Origin of the sequence: Undibacterium cyanobacteriorum (genome assembly GCF_031326225.1) — a bacterium.
GTDB classification, from domain to species: domain Bacteria; phylum Pseudomonadota; class Gammaproteobacteria; order Burkholderiales; family Burkholderiaceae_D; genus Undibacterium; species Undibacterium cyanobacteriorum.
In genome coordinates this window covers 1,022,335-1,039,686 of record NZ_CP133720.1, presented here as the reverse complement: position 1 = coordinate 1,039,686, position 17,352 = coordinate 1,022,335, and the positions used below count along the sequence as shown (strand labels likewise).

The following is a 17,352-nucleotide window of genomic DNA, read 5'->3' as shown; positions in this document are numbered from 1 at the left end:
GAAGTATCTGGATAAATTCCCAAAAGTGAGAGAGGACACTATGCAGGTTAAATTCATTCGCACCACACTCAGTTTGATGATCTCAACGATTTTTGCGGCTGGGGTAATGACAAGTGCTCAGGCTACGTCAGAGAGCCCAAAAACACCATCGAAGGCGATGGAACCCGATCAGAAAGCAGCCGAAAAACTAGGCTCTGGAATTGAACTGCAATGGATCGATAAAAACGTACGCCCACAAGATGATTTTTTCCGTTTCACTGCAGGCAAATGGCTCGACACAGCCGAAATTCCAGCAGACAAAGGTCGTACCGGTTCATTTGATGCCTTAGCCGATCTCTCACTGCAGCAATGCCGCGAAATTATCGAAGCACTGGCCAAACGCAAGGATTTGAAAGCTGGAACAAATCAGCAAAAGATCGCTGATATGTACGCCAGCTTTATGGACGAAGCGCGTATCGAAGCAGCTGACATCAAGCCCTTAAAAAAAGACTTCGCTGTTATCGACAAATTTAATGACAAGGCTCAATTGCCAAAGGTAATGGCCTACTTAGCACGCATCGGCGTTGCAACACCAATCGGTGCTGGCGTGACACAAGATGCGAAGGACTCCTCCAAATATGCCGTCTCCGTTGGACAGAGCGGCTTGAGTTTGCCTGATCGCGAATACTATCTAAAACTCGATGACGCAAAATACAAAGATGCACGCGCAGCCTATCTCGAGCACGTCGAAAAAATGCTAAGTATGGCTGGTATGAAAAACCCCAACCAAGCTGCACAATCTATTCTCGCCTTTGAAACCGAGATTGCGAAAATCCAATGGAGTAATGTAGAGAACCGCAATCCAGTCAAAACCTACAACAAAGTCGAAATCAACAAGCTCAACGACTTACTGGCCAATTTTGATTGGAACGCTTACCTTACGAGCATGGGCACCGCGGGAAAAATCGATTACGTCGTCGTGCGTCAACCGAGCTATCTGACAAACTTTGCAAAACTAATCGATGAAACACCAGTCGCGGTTTGGCAAACTTACTTTAAATGGCGCTTATTGAATGCTTACGCCCCCTTGTTGAGCAAACGTTTTGTGGAGCAAGACTTTAAGTTCAATAGCGCGAAATTGCGTGGTATTCCAGAAATGCAACCGCGCTGGAAGCGTGCCGTCGCCAGCGTTGAAGGCAGCCTATCTGAAGCACTCGGACAACTCTTCGTCGAGAAGCACTTCCCTGCTTCTAGCAAAGCGCGTATGCAGGAACTCGTTAACAATCTTCTGTTAGCCTACAAACAAAGCATAGAGACTTTGCCTTGGATGGGCGAAGCGACTAAGAAGGAAGCCTTAGCGAAACTTTCGAAATTCACGCCGAAAATCGGCTACCCAGACAAGTGGCGCGACTATAGTGCCTTGTCGATCACTCGTGATAGTTTGCTGGCAAACATCCGTGCGACACGCGCATTCAACTACCAACGTATGATCGATCGTCTCGGCAAGCCCGTGGATCGCGCAGAATGGGGCATGAGCCCACAAACGGTGAACGCCTACTACAACCCACGTCAAAACGAAATCGTCTTCCCTGCAGCGATTTTGCGTCCACCATTCTTCAATCCAGATGCGGATGATGCCGTCAACTACGGTGGTATCGGCGCCGTGATTGGTCATGAAATCGGCCATGGTTTCGATGACTCGGGTAGTCAATCCGACGGTGACGGTAACTTGCGCGACTGGTGGACGGCCGAAGACAAAGCGAACTTCAAGAAATTGACGGATGCAATGGTTGAGCAATACAACAGCTACAGCCCCATCGAAGGCTACAAGGTCAACGGCAAACTGACCTTGGGTGAAAACATTGGTGACAACTCCGGTTTGGCAATCGCCTACAAGGCCTATCAAATTTCCTTGAACGGCAAGAATGCACCGGTCATCGACGGTTTTACTGGCAACCAACGTGTGTTCTTGGGCTGGGCACAGGTATGGCGCGGCAAATCGCGCAATGATGAAGCGATTCGTTTATTAGCGACTGATCCACACTCGCCAGCGATGTTCCGCGCGAATGGTCCATTGACCAACATCGATGCGTTCTACGAAGCATTCGGAGTGAAACCTGGCGATAAGATGTATGTGGAACCTGCCAAGCGCATTACGATTTGGTAAGCGAACACAGAAGCGAAGTAAGCTAGGAGCGGCAATACAGCAGCTCCTAGCTCTCTCGATTTCTGCGTCTTAGCGCGATCGGTCTGACGTCCTTCGTTGTTCGTCAATCGCTTTCCCAATGAAATCAGTCGCATCATGAGTCAGCATCAATAAACAAAGCGCGTCTATGTTCAACAAATTCAACATAGCGCGCTTTTGTTTATCTACCGCTAGCAATACATCATCCTAGGCGTCGCCACACCTGCCAGCGTTCGCGTCCAACGAACACTGTGGTCGAATCGGGCACAGCCTCATCCTCGATGCATTCAAACCGATCTTGCATCAGTTCTTGCAAATCGAGAGGCGACATCACAAAGGGTGGCCCTTTGATGACACGTGCAGCATCAGCTAAAACCTGATCAAGCGACGCGTCCAAAAAGAAGAAGCCAAATAGTACGCCACCGGGCGGCAATAAATCGAACCAGCGCTCCACAATGGCGGCGCGCTGTTGTGGTGGTAACGCACACAGAAAAGCGCGTTCATAAATGCTCGTGAGCTTTGGCTTCGCTTGGTAAGCAAAGAAGTCGGCATGGACGATAGCAGCTGCCTGCTGCGGAAACATCGCTTGGGCTCTCGCGACGGCCGAAGCTGAGAAATCGATCGCTGTCACCAGCCACTGCGCTTGAAAAAAAGCGGCTAGCTCATAGCCATGCCCACATCCTGGCACCAAGCACACCTTAGGGTCAACACGCATCAAATACGCCTGCAATTGTTGTGGCACATGGCCATCGGTCCAAGGTGTAAAGTCCTTCTCGAAACGTTCATCCCAAAACTCAGCGCGTTGTGGATCTCTGGTTTGAAAGTCCATAGATGATCAACTTGTTACAGTCACCTTTGATTGGTGCTAGAAATTCCAGTGTAAGACATATCGCGCCAAGCAATACGCTAAACCACAGACACCAATCAGAACCGCACTTCCGATAAAGATACGCAACAAACGATTCGTCGCTTTCTGTTCGGCCAGCAGCTTTGCCAATAAGAGATCTTGTTGATTCCCCTCTGCCGCATGACTCAAGGCTTGATGCAGTAAGCGCGGCAGTTGTGGGAAGATATGGCTATAGCGAGGGGCTTCCGCACGCAATTTCTCGCTGAGACCACGCCAGCCTACTTGTTCACTCATCCATCGTTCAAGATAAGGTTTAGCAGTCTTCCACAAATCAAGATCGGGATCGAGTTGACGTCCCAAACCTTCGATATTCAGCAAAGTTTTTTGCAGCAAAACCAACTGCGGTTGCACTTCCACATTGAAGCGGCGTGAAGTCTGAAACAGGCGTAACAAAACTTGGCCGAACGAGATATCTTTTAATGGTCGGTCGAAAATCGGCTCGCAACAAGCGCGTACGGCAGCCTCTAATTCATCGACGCGAGTTTCTTTGGGTGCCCAGCCCGATTCAATGTGGGCCTCGGCAACACGTTTGTAATCGCGTCGGAAGAAAGCCAAAAAGTTTTGCGACAAATAATCTTTATCGAAATCGTTAAGCGTACCAACAATACCGAAATCCAGCGCGATGTAGCGTCCCAAAGTTTCTGGTGCGGTCGACACCAAAATATTCCCCGGATGCATATCGGCGTGGAAGAAACCATCGCGGAAAATTTGCGTGAAAAAAATGGTCACGCCATCGCGGGACAGCTTGGCTAAATCGACGCCCGCTTCGCGTAATTTTTCTGTCTGCGAAATCGGGATGCCATACATACGTTCCATCACGATGACGGATGGTGAACAATAATCCCAATACATCTCAGGCACGATCAAGAGATCGGATTCGGCAAAATTGCGACGCAATTGGCTGGCATTAGCAGCCTCGCGCATAAGGTCGAGTTCATCATGCAAATACTTATCGAACTCTCCGACGACCTCTTTGGCCTTGAGACGTTTGCCATCGGCCCATAAAAATTCCAACCATCCAGCGGCGATGCGCATCAGGGCGACGTCGCGATCGATGGTCTCTTTCATGCCGGGACGCAGTACTTTCACAGCAGCTTCACGACCATCTTTTAATTTCGCAAAATGCACCTGAGCGATCGAGGCAGAAGCCACTGGAATGCGTTCGAAACTTGCGAACAATTGATCTGGCGGTGCGCCCAAAGACTTGGTAATCTGCGCCACCGCTAAATCGGGATCGAAAGATGGAACCCGATCTTGCAACAATGCCAGTTCGTCTGCGATATCAGGCGGCATCAGGTCGCGCCGTGTCGACAACACCTGTCCAAACTTTACAAAAATAGGACCAAGCTCTTCCAATGCACGACGCAAACGTTCGCCACGTGGCGCAGAGAGGTCGCGCCAAAACAAAAGCGTCTGCAAAAAGCCCGCGCCGCGCGGAGCACGAATCGCGTTGACGATAATTTCATCGATACCATATTGCAGAACGATGCGAACAATCTTAAAAAGACGTAAGGAATTTAAAATCATTTCTCTACTTTCTCGCTATCCATACGCTCGTTTTGTATTTCAGTGGTGGTGCTCATCTTCTGCTTTTTACGCGCCAGTAAATCACTACGCTCGATTTTTTCAATCCGTTTCATGAGACGCTCAACATCGTCACGGGTTTTGACCACACCATCAGCAAAACTTTGCACCGCTTGCGGCCTCACCAGTGTGGGGTTCTCTTCCAAGAAATACTCTGCCAAACTTTCCTGCAAATTCTGATGGGTGCGCTGTAAATGGCTTACTGCCAATCGGCCAAGACCAATTAAACGTGTGGCAGGCACATCGCCCACCAATTTCGCCAGATCGTCTTCGATTTCCCATTTCAGATCTTGGCTTAAGCCTGATAACACATTGGCAAAATCAGCATCGCCTTCAATCTTGACGTAAGCCACGGCGCGCTTGGTATCTTGAGCTATCAGTGGCAGATCGGCGGGTTTAATACGTAGAGTGACATTATCCTCTGTCGTGCCTGCATCAACCGCCTGAAATAAGCCATCGGCACCAACTTGAACGCGCACTTGGGTCACTTCCAGATCCACACAAGCAGACTTACCGGCATAAGGACGTAATCGCGCCTGAGCCCAGGGTTCCTTGCTCAACAGGTGGTTCACAAATAAGACGAAAGAAGTAGAAATCATGCGCACCAATAAAAAAACCGCGCATCGATTGTGCGCGGTTCTAAGTTTAACAGCATTCGCTCGTTTCACCGAGATCTGCACCTGTTCTGCAGCTCCAGATCAAGCTCTGACCTGCAAAATCAGGCAACTAATTCAAGATTTTTTGCGTCATCGCAAATCGATGCTTTAGCAAAGGCCTGACTTCTCTTAGTTGAGTTGCTGAATACCAGCCAAAACCCAACCACCTTGTCCATTGATGGGCTTCGCCAAATTCCATACTTCAGCAAATGGTTCTGCCACTCCGTGTTCGCCTTCTTTGATGGTGCCTGTGAATTTGACACTCGCCAAGTAATCGTAGGCTTGCGTTTCGATGCCCAATAATTCAGCGTCCAAGCTCACCACATCGGTGACATTTTTCGTTGCGCCACGGTCTTGCAACTCGAGTTTCATTTCAGCGAACATTTCCGGAGAAGTGAATTCGCGGATGTCGTTGATATCACCGCGATCCCATGCCGCTTGCAGGCGGATATAGTTGCTCTTTGCATGGCGAATAAAGCCAGCCACATCAAAATCAGCAGGAATCGCCCAGTTAGCTTGATTTGGTACGGCATTCAAATTCGCAGTACTCACTGAAGCTGGTGTAAAGGCACCCGCACCACTCGATGCTGGCGTGTAAGAGTTCGGCTGCGATTCAACGCGTTGGAAAGGTTCAACATTATTTGCTGCACCAGCATAGGCAGGTTGCGCCTGATTGAACATCGCAGGTGCATTACCTTGTTTCTTACGCATAATTAAGCGATAGATAAAGACCACAGCCATAGCGATTAAAGCCCAAGTCAGAATCGAGCCCAATGCGCTCGCCAAGCCACCACCCATACCAAGTGAGGAGAACAAACCTGCCAACAATGCGCCGCCAATTAAGCCACCAACGATACCCTTCCAAGGTAAGCCTGGTTTTTGTGGTGGAATCGGTGCCGCCGCGTTAGGCGTGCCAGGCTTCGCAGCAGCCGCTGCTGGATTGGTTGGTTGTGCTCCGGGCGTCGCCGCTGGCGCCTTCTGGGTGACGTTATTGGATTGACGCCCGAACGAACCACGTTTGCCCATACGTTGGGCATCTGCATCGGCTGCGACCATCGTCATCGCACCAAATAACAAAGCGATACTCAACAAAATATGTTTCATTAACTTCTCCTATTGAAAACGAAGGTTTTCACGAATTAAACAACAATTATTTTTGACAGCAATTTCTGACAGCGCAATGACACCACCAAGCTCAGTTTTTACAGTTTGATACCGGTATGCAGGGCCGCCACACCCGCCGTCAAATTAAAATATTCCACACGCTCTAAACCGGCTTCTTGCATCATGCCTTTCAAAGTTTCTTGGTCTGGATGCATTCGAATCGATTCGGCTAAGTAGCGATAACTGTCCGCATCATTCGCGATTTTTTGCCCCAGCCAAGGCAGCACCTTGAACGAGTACAAGTCATACGGCTTTTGTAATACTTCAGGTACTTTAGAAAACTCCAATACCAACAACTTTCCGCCCGGTTTCAACACACGCTGCATTTCTTTCAACGCTTGATCTTTGTGTGTCATGTTACGCAGACCAAAGGCCACGCTCACACGGTCAAAGTAGTTGTCGGGAAATGGCAGCTTCTCCGCGTCACACAGCAAAGTTGGGGTGACTAAACCCTTATTCAAGAGACGATCACGACCCACGCGCAACATCGACTCATTGATATCGGTATGCCAAACTTCCCCGCTCTTCCCGGCTTGCTTCACGAATTCTTTCGACAAATCACCCGTGCCGCCGGCAATATCCAAGACCTTAAAACCAGGACGCACGCCGGCTTGTGCAATTGTAAAAATCTTCCATACCCGATGCAAACCCGCCGACATCAAATCATTCATCACGTCGTACTTCGCCGCCACCGAGTGAAATACCTCGGCAACTTTGTGGACTTTCTCTTCTTCAGCAACCGTGGTGTAACCGAAGTGCGTGGTGTTCTGTGTGTCGCTCATGCGATTTCCTTGTATTTTTATCAAATTCGACAGCATAAGGTCGTGCAAAGCTGCGATTCTTGAACGTAGGCGCGATTATAGGGGGGAATGCTAATTTTTAGGCGGGACAAAGACCATTTTCTGGGCTTTTTTTGCGGTAATTTAAAACAAAAATTACCTGTGCTTGGAAGAACAGCTAGCTGCAGCTTTTGGGGCGGGCTCTGCATCACGTCCCGACTCGTCCGTGTAGCCAGCGGCTTGCAAACGTTGCAAATAGTTTGCCCACGCCACGTCTTGATGCAAGCCCAACCAGTACAAATAAGCCCAGGTATAGATGCCAGTGCTATGACCATCGGTGAACAAAAGTTTAATGGCGTAGTGCCCAACTGGTTCGATGCCAGTGATGCTGACCATGCGTTTTCCGACCTGTAAAACTTCTTGTCCCTCACCATGTCCACGCACTTCGGCCGATGGGGAGTACACACGTAGATACTCAAATGGCAAGACAAAATCGCGTCCATCCTCAAAGCTTAGTTCCAAACAACGCGATATGGTGCGCGCATTAATCGCTTGTATTTGTGGCGCATCAGAGATGAAAGGTGGCAAAGGGGAACGCTGATCTTGCATACGAATATCAAAACATCTTAGTGAAAAACAATCAGTGAGTTGCGGGTGCGAACACAAATGAGCGAATGAACTGATGAACTAATGCCCGACTCGTCTAGGCAAACATCGCTTCAATCTGCCGCCGTAATTCAGGCAACAAGGCACGCTTCGCCGCTAAGTTCTGTGAACTACGTTCGGTACTCGCCCAAATGGGGCTTGGGAAATGCGCATCGTCACGATAACGCGGTATCACGTGCCAGTGGAGATGCGGCACCATATTGCCCAAGCTCGCCAAATTGATTTTATCTGGTTGCATGACATCGCGAATGGCTTCTTCGACTTTACAGACCGCTTGCATCATCGCCGAGCGATTGGCAATCGCGAGATCGGTCATCTCTTTCACATGCGCATGCCAAATCACACGGCAAAAGCCAGGGTAATTATCATCATCGACCAATATCACGCGTAATAGCGGCGTGCTGACCACCACATCTTCGTTGGCGGCCACACATAATTCGCAGGAGCTACTCATCAGACCAAGACCCTTTCAATCCCGCCATTATTGGCGCGCGCCACATACTCTGGCATCCAGTTTTCACCCAACAAATGCCGCGCCATTTCGACCACGATGTAATCGGCTTGTGCGCCAGTATCATCACTGTAACGCGACAAACCTTGCAAGCAAGATGGGCAAGAAGTCAGTACTTTGACGTCACCGCTAAAACCATCTTGGCGCAACTTATCCGCACCTTTGTTCATTTCCTCTTGTTTGCGGAAACGCACCTGTGTCGAAATATCTGGACGGCCTACAGCGAAGGTCCCTGACTCACCACAGCAGCGATCATTCTTTTCGATCTTCACTTGATCCACCGTGGTGATCAAGCTATTGATGGTCTTACTCGACTCCTGCAATTTCATCGGGTTATGACAAGGTTCGTGATACATGTAACGCGTACCAGTCACGCCTTCAAGTTTGACATTCTTCTCAAGTAGATATTCGTGAATATCGATGATGCGGCAGCCTGGGAAAATCTTATCGAACTCATAGGTGGCCAACTGATCGTAGCAAGTGCCACACGACACCACCACAGTTTTGATATCGAGATAGTTCAGCGTATTCGCCATGCGATGGAACAGCACGCGATTATCCGTCATCATCTTCTCCGCTTTATCAAACTGCCCTGCGCCACGTTGCGGATAACCGCAGCACAAATAACCCGGTGGCAGCACCGTTTGCACACCAACATTCCACAACATCGCTTGCGTTGCTAAGCCGACTTGCGAGAACAAACGTTCAGAACCGCAACCAGGAAAATAAAATACCGCTTCAGTGTCAGCCGTCGTGGTTTGCGGATTACGGATGATAGGGATCACTTTATCGTCTTCAATATCCAGCAAAGCGCGCGCGGTTTTCTTCGGCAAGTTGCCCGGCATTTTTTTATTAATGAAGTGAATCACCTGCTCTTTGATCGGCGCTTTGCCCACCGTTGCGGGTGGTGCTTTGGTCTGCGTCTTGGCAAATTTCTTCAACAGATCATGGCCCAAGCGTTGCGCTTTATAGCCGAGCCCGACCATCACTTGACGCGTCGCATTAATCGTCGCCGGATCGGTCGCGTTCAAGAAAAACATCGCAGCACTGGTGCCGGGATTGAATTTCTTTTGTCCCATCTTGCGCAACAGGTTGCGCATATTCATGGAGACATCACCAAAGTCGATATCGACCGGGCATGGATTGACGCACTTGTGACACACCGTACAGTGATCTGCCACATCAGAAAACTCATCCCAATGTTTGATCGAGATTCCCCGTCGCGTTTGTTCTTCGTACAAAAAGGCTTCGACTAACAAGGAGGTCGCCAAAATCTTGTTACGCGGTGAGTACAACAAATTCGCACGCGGCACATGAGTCGAGCAAACCGGTTTGCACTTACCGCAACGCAGACAGTCTTTCACGCTATTCGCGATTGCACCAATATCACTCTGCTGCATGATCAACGATTCATGTCCCATCAAACCGAAGGAAGGCGTGTAAGCATTGCGCAAGTCGGCGGCAAAGCCCGGCATATTCAAGAGCTTGCCTTTGTTGAAGCGACCTTCTGGGTCAATACGCAATTTGTAAGAACGGAAATCCTTGATCTCGTCTTCGGTCAAGAATTCGAGTTTCGTAATACCGATGCCGTGTTCGCCAGAAATTACACCATTCAAAGAACGCGCCAAGACCATGATGCGCTCCACCGCTTTATGCGCGACTTGCAGCATCTCATAGTCATCAGAGTTGACTGGCAGATTGGTATGCACATTGCCATCGCCTGCGTGCATATGCAGTGCCACGAAGACACGGCTACGCAGAACACGTTTATGGATGCTTGTGCACTCTTCCAAAATCATGCGGAAGGCAGCACCATTGAAAATCTGGCGTAGTAAAGCGCGCACTTCGCTTTTCCACGATATACGGATGGTGCGATCTTGCACCACTTGGAAGACCGTCGCATTTGCCTGCGTTTGCAAGCGCTGCGCGAAAGTCTCATCGAGCTTATCCAATCCATGCGCAGATAAAGCCGGACGTGCTTCACTCAAAGCTTGATCGAGGTTCTCTAGCAAATAAGTCCAACGCGCTTGAACTTCCTTGACCAACTGCGTCGCTTGACTGACACGATCTTCCAACAACTCTGCAGCAGGAATATCGTCGCCATCCGCATCTTCACTCTTACCCAATGGCAGATTACCGCGCGTCAAAAATGCATGCAAGGCCGACAAAGCAGCGAGTTTATTCTTGATCGACAACTCGATATTGATACGCTCAATGCCGTCGGTATATTCGCCCATACGATCGAGCGGGATAACCACGTCTTCATTAATCTTGAACGCATTGGTGTGCTTAGAAATCGCCGCCGTTTTAGCGCGATCAAGCCAGAATTTTTTGCGTGCTTCAGGACTCACCGCCACAAAGCCTTCACCGACGCGCGTATTGGCAATTCGAATCACTTCAGAGGCTGCGCGCGCCACCGCATCTTCGTCATCACCAACGATGTCACCAAACAATGCCATCTTTGGAATCACGCCGCGTTTCGATTTGGTGGTGTAACCCACCGCTTTCAAATAACGCTCGTCCAAATGTTCTAGGCCCGCCAAAATTGCGCCGCCCTGTTTACTTTCACCTTCGAGATAATCTTTGATTTCGACGATGCTAGGAATCGCATCACGCGCTTGGCCGAAGAACTCCAAACAGACTGTGCGCGCATACTTTGGCATACGATGCAAAATCCAACGGGCCGAGGTGATCAAACCATCACAACCTTCTTTTTGCACGCCAGGCAAACCCGCGAGGAATTTATCGGTGACATCTTTACCTAAGCCCTCTTTCCGGAAAGTGCGGCCTGGGATTTCTAACAGCTCAGATTTGAACGGTTTCTTCTCGCCCGGGTGGGTCCATTCGAGCTGGAATTTGGCCAGTTCAACGTCATGAATCTTGCCTAAATTGTGTTCGAGGCGCGTCACTTCTAACCAATCGCCATTCGGATCAACCATGCGCCATGAGGCCAAATTATCCAGCGCTGTTCCCCACAACACGGCCTTCTTACCACCGGCATTCATGGCGACATTCCCGCCGATGCAGGAAGCCTCAGCCGAAGTCGGATCAACCGCAAACACGAAACCGGCTTTGTCGGCTGCGTCAGACACACGTTTAGTCACCACGCCGGCGCCAGAATAAATCACAGCATAATCACGATCGACGCCAGGCAAGCGGGTCATCTCAACGGGGCCCAGATGTTCCAATTTTTCTGTGTTGATCACGGCTGACATTGGCGTCAATGGAATCGCGCCACCGGTGTAACCCGTGCCACCGCCTCGTGGAATGATTGTGAGACCGAGAGCGATACAGCTCTTCACAAGACCCGCAATTTCTTCTTCGGTGTCGGGCGTCAACACCACAAATGGATATTCAACGCGCCAGTCGGTCGCATCGGTCACGTGCGACACGCGGCTTAAGCCATCAAATTTGATATTGTCTTTGGCGGTATATTTGGTCAGTAACTTGCTAGCTTTTTTACGTAAGTCCCAAGTATCACGAAACTCTTGAGAGAACTCCGCAACCGCTTTACGCGCTGCCGCCACCAAAATTTCGACCGACTGGCTACGATCGCTATCGCTATCGCCACTCTTATCGGTCGCCACACGACGTTTTTCGACTTCATGAAGACGGTGATTCAAAGCATCGATCAAAGCTTGCCGACGCTTGGGGTTCTCCAACATATCGTCTTGCAAATAGGGATTGCGACGTACCACCCAAATATCACCGAGAACTTCGTACAGCATCCGTGCCGAACGACCCGTCTGACGTTTGCCGCGCAAGTTATCCAACAAAGCCCAAGACTCTTCACCAAGCAAACGAATCACAATTTCACGATCGGAAAAGGACGTGTAGTTGTAAGGAATTTCGCGCAAACGCGTTGCGCTGGTGGGCTGAGTTTGAAGGTCGCCGTTTTCGAAACGGGCATCGAGCTGGATAGGGGCGTTCATCTGCAAGGTCAGGCGAATGAGTGGACGGCGTAGCCGGCACTATAGGTTTGTATAATTTAGCCTCATTCTAGCCTATTGCGCTGCACCATGCTGGAACATCCTTGACATTTTTAGGGATATCTTTTGACTTTTACGCAAAATACCTGAGGAAATTCTGGGCTTTTTCAGAAATCTTGAATATTTAGTATAGAAACTGTTGTTTTTACCGGATTTTCAACAGTTTCCCCATAGCCACACGCGCCCTCAAAACGCCGAGGCAAGGCGCTCTGGCGGTTCATTCACAGATTATTTGCTTGCCCTAGCGATTCCGCGTCTGCGGCTACATCCGCAGAGGTTGCAACCGTCAGAACTTTCTCGCGTTTCTTGATCGCCTCTTCAATCAACTCTTCTAAATCGCGCTGCAAGCCCACCGAGATACCCACATATTTCAGTCCCAATTGGGCAAAAGCTTGGGCGCTCTCGTATAGTTCATACTTCATACGATAACGTGCGATCGACAGGGCTAGCCGCCCTTCGGTGGTGTCGAACTGATTGAAGCCCATTTTTTCGACACTAAAATCATCGGGAGTGATACTCGCAAACGGCGAATTTTCACTACAAATCGCGCGCGCCAACGAGCGGATTTGCTGCACGTAGCATTGCGCGGCGGACTGCAGCGCTTCACTCATACTTTCAGGGGTGGAGTCGAACTTCCACCACACGTCGATCTCCGGGGTCAGCACGCGACGTCGAAATTCACATAGTTGCACTTTGATTTTTTTCGGGTCAACTTCTTTCCCTAGACTATCGGGCGCAAATTTCGCTTGAATACCGAGGTTTAAAGCAAAGGCGTTACCGGCTCTCGAAGTCTCGACACTCAGCACTAAAACCCAATCCGTGTGAATTTTACGGAAGTTACGACCACTGCCAGTAAAACCATCTGCGCGCAAAACTGGGGCCAAATGCTGGCGAATCAGATCACTTAAGTTAGGACCATCGCTCTTGTTGTCACCCTCACTTTTGTCGCTACCTGGTCGATTCTCATGGACGTCTCCGCTTTCAAGCTCATGCTCTGCGTCAGAAGCTTCACCATCAATTTTGACTGAAAATAAATCTTTAATTTTTTTCCACAAAATAGCACCTGCTTTGAAATACGAACCCTATGCTCGTTTATGGTCAAAAATCATAAAATCACCTCCTTACAACTACACTTTCTTGCTGATTATTCGACGAAAATTTAAGCCATTCGTCGTGGACAAATCATGTGTATAGGGAGAACAGTTATTAGTACGAGAGTCGAACCAAGCGAGCAAAAAAGGGGCGCATTATACTGGCGCGGAAAGCCTCATGCTAGGGAAATCCAAAGATTCTTTTTTTCACCCACTTTTTACAACATAGACGAAAAAATTATGAATCCATATTCGACTTGAACCCTAAAACATCGTTTCATGTACTTTGATCAACATGTCACGCCATAAACAACATACAAACAACAACAAAGTAGGGAGCAAGACGAGTTTTGTTCTATGCTAAGGTTTGTGCCAATATTTCTTGGCAAAATAAGCGCTCGCACTTTCGATGATGTTCATGCTCTTCAGTCTATGAATGCCAAATGAAAAAGAATTCAATCATTTTTCGTGTGATCGCGCACTTATGTTTGCTACCCATCTGCCTCTGCTTAATCAACCCTGCCACGGCAAGTAGCGCAAATGGTGGCAAACGAAATAATCACTCTTCTGCTCTGCATACTCCACCAGCACCCGCGTGCCAGCGCCCACTCAGGATCGCGATTAACCCGCAAAGTCCGGCTTTAACCGTCAACAGTCAAAATCAAGTCAGTGGGATCCTGAGTGATTTCTTTGGCAGCATCGAAAGTGCCAGCTCATGCCGCTTCACTTGGGATCTGGTACCCCGAGCGCGTGCCATGCATTACCTCAAGAACGGATTGACGGACATCGTATTTGCAATTCATAGTGAAGAACGTGATCGCTATGGCGAGTTCATTCCTCTCATCGAATTTCACCCAAGCCTTATTGTTCGTAATGAGGTGAATCTCAACGAAGATCCCTCACGTATTTTGGAGAGCGAACAGCTTCGATTTGGTTTTGTGAAGGGCTATGATTTCGGCAAAGAGTATCTAGAACTGGTCTATCGCGTCAAAACCGCAAAGCGCGGCGAGGAAATCATCGAAGTTGATGAGGTTGCACGCAAAATGGATCAAGGCCATATTAACGCGAGCATTATGTCTGCCACGGTGTTCGTACAACCGGCGCGCGACATTCTGCTCGATCAAAAAATACAAGCAATACCGCTCAAGCAATTTCCCAAAGCACGGGTCGGCCTCTATCTGTCGAATCAAACCATCAAACCCGACGAACGTCGCTACTTACGTGAGATGATGTCAAACAAAACACAGATCGATCTCTTTTATAGATTGTTCAAAACCAATTACCCAGCATGGGCTATGAAAGCCATGGCGCCTGCGAACCCCAACGCTGGCAATTGATATTTGGCGTGATTCCTTGGTTTCTTTAATCGGTATTTTGCACTGTGTTTTACGCTGTGTTTTGCTAAGTATTGATTATGATCCGTCGCTGCAGGCTGCAAGACATTACCAAAGATCGCTCAGTGCCGTTTCGAATTATCATCCCAGCCAATGCGCTATTTGTTGCCACATACCGGATGGAACCGAAAGCAGTAGCATCGTCATACAAACATAGCGCAAGCCCTTTCCAATCGCCATATATAGGACGCACTGCCAAAATGGCAACTTCAGCCATCCGGCTAATAGGCACAAAGGATCCCCCACCGCAGGCAACCAAGATAGCAACATAGCCTTGGCGCCATACCTCTCCAGCCATCCGAACCAATGACTGGCACGTTCCTTATGGAAGGCCTTTTCTGCTCCATATCCCATCCCATAATTGACCGCCCCGCCTAAAGTATTGCCGACCGTGGCCACTGCAATAACGAGCCAAAACATATCGGGATTCGCCTTTACCATTGCAAAGACAACGGGTTCAGAGCCCAAAGGCACCAAAGTTGCGGAGATGAAAGCAATCAAAAAGACCGCAGGTAAGCCGACTTGCGAGACTGCAAGTACTTTGAGCAACCAGGCAACAGCGGCTTCGACCATAGGAAATCCAGAAACAGAACAAGGGATACATTATAATGACGCAAAGGACTTTAGAATTTTGCATCGTTTCCGCATATTACCGTATCTGGAAACCTTCGCTGCTCGAACTTTGAAACATCAAACAAGGTAACGAGCTTCATCTTTGTCTATCCATAGAGATATGAGTGTCTCCATTGCATTCGTCTCGCTGCGAAGATCTATTGGATTACTTCGATGCAGCCTATGCGCTGAAACCGTCGATCGAAGACCTCTCTGAAAGATCACGCGTGGCTCAAGTCCCTTATTGAAAAGACTAAATTGAAAAGATTTCCCATGTCCACCGACTATCTCAAGAAAATATTAACCGCCCGCGTCTATGACGTGGCTTTTGAAACCCCGCTGGAGTTTGCGCCGAATTTGTCCAAACGCATGGACAATCAAATTCATTTCAAGCGCGAAGATATGCAAAGCGTATTTAGCTTCAAGCTGCGCGGCGCCTACAACAAGATTGCACATTTGACCCCAGCGCAAGTGAAACGCGGCGTAATTTGTGCCTCCGCGGGGAATCATGCACAAGGCGTGGCGTTGAGCGCCAAACGCCTCGGATGTAAGGCCGTGATCGTCATGCCTACCACTACCCCACCGGTGAAGATTGATGCAGTGCGCAGCCACGGTGGCGAAGCCGTTGAAATTGTCTTGCATGGAGAATCCTATACCGATGCCTACGGACATGCGCTCGAGCTTGAAAAAAAACGCAAGCTAACTTTCGTGCATCCATTCGATGATCCTGATGTCATCGCTGGTCAAGGAACGGTTGGCATGGAAATCTTGCGACAACATGCGGGTCCTATCCACGCCATCTTCGTCGCCATCGGCGGCGGGGGACTCATCGCTGGCGTATCCGCCTACGTCAAAGCAGTACGTCCTGACATCAAAATCATTGGCGTGCAAACCACCGACTCCGACGCGATGGCACGCAGCCTGAAAGCCGGTAAACGTGTCACATTGAATGACGTGGGACTTTTCTCGGACGGTACGGCGGTCAAATTAGTTGGCGAAGAGACTTTCCGCCTTGCCAAAATGTACGTCGATGAAGTGATCACGGTCGACACCGATGCGGTGTGCGCTGCTATTAAAGATGTCTTCCAAGATACGCGTAGCATTCTAGAGCCGGCTGGTGCATTAGCTGTGGCTGGTTGCAAAGCCTATATTGAGCGAGAGAAAGCACAAAAGCGCCCGCTCAAAAATGAGACCTTAGTGACGATTGCATGCGGCGCCAACATGAACTTCGATCGCCTACGTTTTGTCGCTGAACGCGCCGAAGTTGGTGAAGCGCGCGAGGCGGTATTTGCAGTAACGATCCCCGAAGTTCAAGGCAGTTTCAAACGCTTCTGCGAATTGGTGGGACCACGCAATGTCACTGAATTTAACTACCGCATCAGTGATAAAAAATTAGCGCACATTTTTGTCGGGATACAAGTCAGTAATCGCGACGAGTCCAGCAAAATCGCCAAGAGCTTTATCAAGCATGGTTTCCCTACGCTCGACCTTACCGATGATGAATTAGCCAAACTGCATATTCGTCACTTAGTAGGCGGCAAAAGCGAATTGGCCGAAAACGAATTGTTATACCGCTTCGAATTCCCAGAGCGTCCAGGAGCGCTGATGCGCTTCTTAAACAGCATGGCGCCGAATTGGAATATTAGTCTGTTCCACTATCGCAATCATGGCGCAGATTACGGCAGAACCTTGGTTGGTTTGCAGGTACCGAAAAAAGAAATGAAAGCGTTTAAAGATTTCCTTAATGGACTAGGCTACCGCTATTGGGATGAGAGCGACAATCCAGCCTACAAACTGTTCTTGTAATAAACCTGCATCCTGAGATAAATAGTGAG

General features: G+C 49.1%; 13 protein-coding genes. 3 read left to right on the top strand and 10 right to left on the bottom strand.

What is annotated here, in order from left to right; translation table 11 throughout:
- Nucleotides 1–40 precede the first annotated feature (40 nt).
- Nucleotides 41–2,146, top strand: a complete 2,106-nt coding sequence (locus tag RF679_RS04285) for a M13 family metallopeptidase (protein ID WP_309482982.1) — start codon at nt 41–43, stop codon at nt 2,144–2,146.
- A 220-nt stretch (nt 2,147–2,366) separates the two neighbouring features.
- Here RF679_RS04285 and RF679_RS04280 read toward each other — a convergent pair whose 3' ends face one another.
- The 9 genes from RF679_RS04280 to RF679_RS04240 form a co-directional block, all read right to left on the bottom strand.
- Entirely contained in the window at nt 2,367–2,993 is a 627-nt protein-coding gene (locus RF679_RS04280) for a methyltransferase domain-containing protein (RefSeq protein WP_309482981.1), read from the bottom strand.
- 36 nt (nt 2,994–3,029) lie between these two features.
- Complete coding sequence (gene ubiB, locus RF679_RS04275; RefSeq protein WP_309482980.1) at nt 3,030–4,598, bottom strand: ubiquinone biosynthesis regulatory protein kinase UbiB; 1,569 nt, start codon at nt 4,596–4,598, stop codon at nt 3,030–3,032.
- Entirely contained in the window at nt 4,595–5,254 is a 660-nt protein-coding gene (locus RF679_RS04270; protein WP_309482979.1) for a ubiquinone biosynthesis accessory factor UbiJ, read from the bottom strand. Before RF679_RS04270 ends, ubiB begins: the two co-directional genes overlap by 4 nt.
- A 186-nt stretch (nt 5,255–5,440) precedes the next feature.
- Nucleotides 5,441–6,415: a TIM44-like domain-containing protein gene (locus RF679_RS04265; protein ID WP_309482978.1), complete on the bottom strand. Its 975-nt coding sequence runs from the start codon at nt 6,413–6,415 to the stop codon at nt 5,441–5,443.
- A gap of 98 nt (nt 6,416–6,513) precedes the next feature.
- Nucleotides 6,514–7,257: a bifunctional demethylmenaquinone methyltransferase/2-methoxy-6-polyprenyl-1,4-benzoquinol methylase UbiE gene (ubiE, locus tag RF679_RS04260; RefSeq protein ID WP_309482977.1), complete on the bottom strand. Its 744-nt coding sequence runs from the start codon at nt 7,255–7,257 to the stop codon at nt 6,514–6,516.
- A gap of 153 nt (nt 7,258–7,410) precedes the next feature.
- Complete coding sequence (locus RF679_RS04255) at nt 7,411–7,863, bottom strand: gamma-butyrobetaine hydroxylase family protein (RefSeq protein ID WP_309482976.1); 453 nt, start codon at nt 7,861–7,863, stop codon at nt 7,411–7,413.
- Nucleotides 7,864–7,957: 94 nt separating this feature from the next.
- On the bottom strand, nt 7,958–8,374 hold the full coding sequence (locus tag RF679_RS04250) for an HIT family protein (protein ID WP_309482975.1): 417 nt from the start codon (nt 8,372–8,374) through the stop codon (nt 7,958–7,960).
- Nucleotides 8,374–12,363, bottom strand: coding sequence for an FAD/FMN-binding oxidoreductase (locus RF679_RS04245; protein ID WP_309482974.1), 3,990 nt, complete (start codon nt 12,361–12,363; stop codon nt 8,374–8,376). The genes RF679_RS04250 and RF679_RS04245 overlap by 1 nt, the downstream gene beginning before the upstream one ends.
- Before the next feature lie 278 nt (nt 12,364–12,641).
- Nucleotides 12,642–13,475, bottom strand: coding sequence for a DUF4304 domain-containing protein (locus RF679_RS04240; protein WP_309482973.1), 834 nt, complete (start codon nt 13,473–13,475; stop codon nt 12,642–12,644).
- Nucleotides 13,476–13,954: 479 nt separating this feature from the next.
- Between RF679_RS04240 and RF679_RS04235 the strand changes: the two genes are divergently transcribed.
- Nucleotides 13,955–14,848 carry a hypothetical protein gene (locus RF679_RS04235; protein WP_309482972.1) on the top strand — a complete coding sequence of 298 codons (894 nt, stop codon included), beginning with the start codon at nt 13,955–13,957 and terminating at the stop codon, nt 14,846–14,848.
- A gap of 138 nt (nt 14,849–14,986) precedes the next feature.
- Here the strand turns inward: RF679_RS04235 and RF679_RS04230 are convergent, their stop codons facing one another.
- The gene (locus tag RF679_RS04230; RefSeq protein WP_309482971.1) at nt 14,987–15,478 is read right to left on the bottom strand and encodes a YqaA family protein; all 492 of its coding nucleotides are present in this window, start codon (nt 15,476–15,478) and stop codon (nt 14,987–14,989) included.
- A gap of 312 nt (nt 15,479–15,790) precedes the next feature.
- Between RF679_RS04230 and ilvA the strand changes: the two genes are divergently transcribed.
- Complete coding sequence (gene ilvA, locus RF679_RS04225; RefSeq protein WP_373921731.1) at nt 15,791–17,323, top strand: threonine ammonia-lyase, biosynthetic; 1,533 nt, start codon at nt 15,791–15,793, stop codon at nt 17,321–17,323.
- Nucleotides 17,324–17,352 lie beyond the last annotated feature (29 nt).

Excerpts from the sequence above, each read along its gene's own strand:
- RF679_RS04285 (WP_309482982.1), top strand. The coding sequence starts at position 41 with ATGCAGGTTAAATTCATTCGCACCACACTCAGTTTGATGATCTCAACG.
- RF679_RS04280 (WP_309482981.1), bottom strand. The coding sequence starts at position 2,993 with ATGGACTTTCAAACCAGAGATCCACAACGCGCTGAGTTTTGGGATGAA.
- ubiB (WP_309482980.1), bottom strand. The coding sequence starts at position 4,598 with ATGATTTTAAATTCCTTACGTCTTTTTAAGATTGTTCGCATCGTTCTG.
- RF679_RS04270 (WP_309482979.1), bottom strand. The coding sequence starts at position 5,254 with ATGATTTCTACTTCTTTCGTCTTATTTGTGAACCACCTGTTGAGCAAG.
- RF679_RS04265 (WP_309482978.1), bottom strand. The coding sequence starts at position 6,415 with ATGAAACATATTTTGTTGAGTATCGCTTTGTTATTTGGTGCGATGACG.
- ubiE (WP_309482977.1), bottom strand. The coding sequence starts at position 7,257 with ATGAGCGACACACAGAACACCACGCACTTCGGTTACACCACGGTTGCT.
- RF679_RS04255 (WP_309482976.1), bottom strand. The coding sequence starts at position 7,863 with ATGCAAGATCAGCGTTCCCCTTTGCCACCTTTCATCTCTGATGCGCCA.
- RF679_RS04250 (WP_309482975.1), bottom strand. The coding sequence starts at position 8,374 with ATGAGTAGCTCCTGCGAATTATGTGTGGCCGCCAACGAAGATGTGGTG.
- RF679_RS04245 (WP_309482974.1), bottom strand. The coding sequence starts at position 12,363 with ATGAACGCCCCTATCCAGCTCGATGCCCGTTTCGAAAACGGCGACCTT.
- RF679_RS04235 (WP_309482972.1), top strand. The coding sequence starts at position 13,955 with ATGAAAAAGAATTCAATCATTTTTCGTGTGATCGCGCACTTATGTTTG.
- RF679_RS04230 (WP_309482971.1), bottom strand. The coding sequence starts at position 15,478 with ATGGTCGAAGCCGCTGTTGCCTGGTTGCTCAAAGTACTTGCAGTCTCG.
- ilvA (WP_373921731.1), top strand. The coding sequence starts at position 15,791 with ATGTCCACCGACTATCTCAAGAAAATATTAACCGCCCGCGTCTATGAC.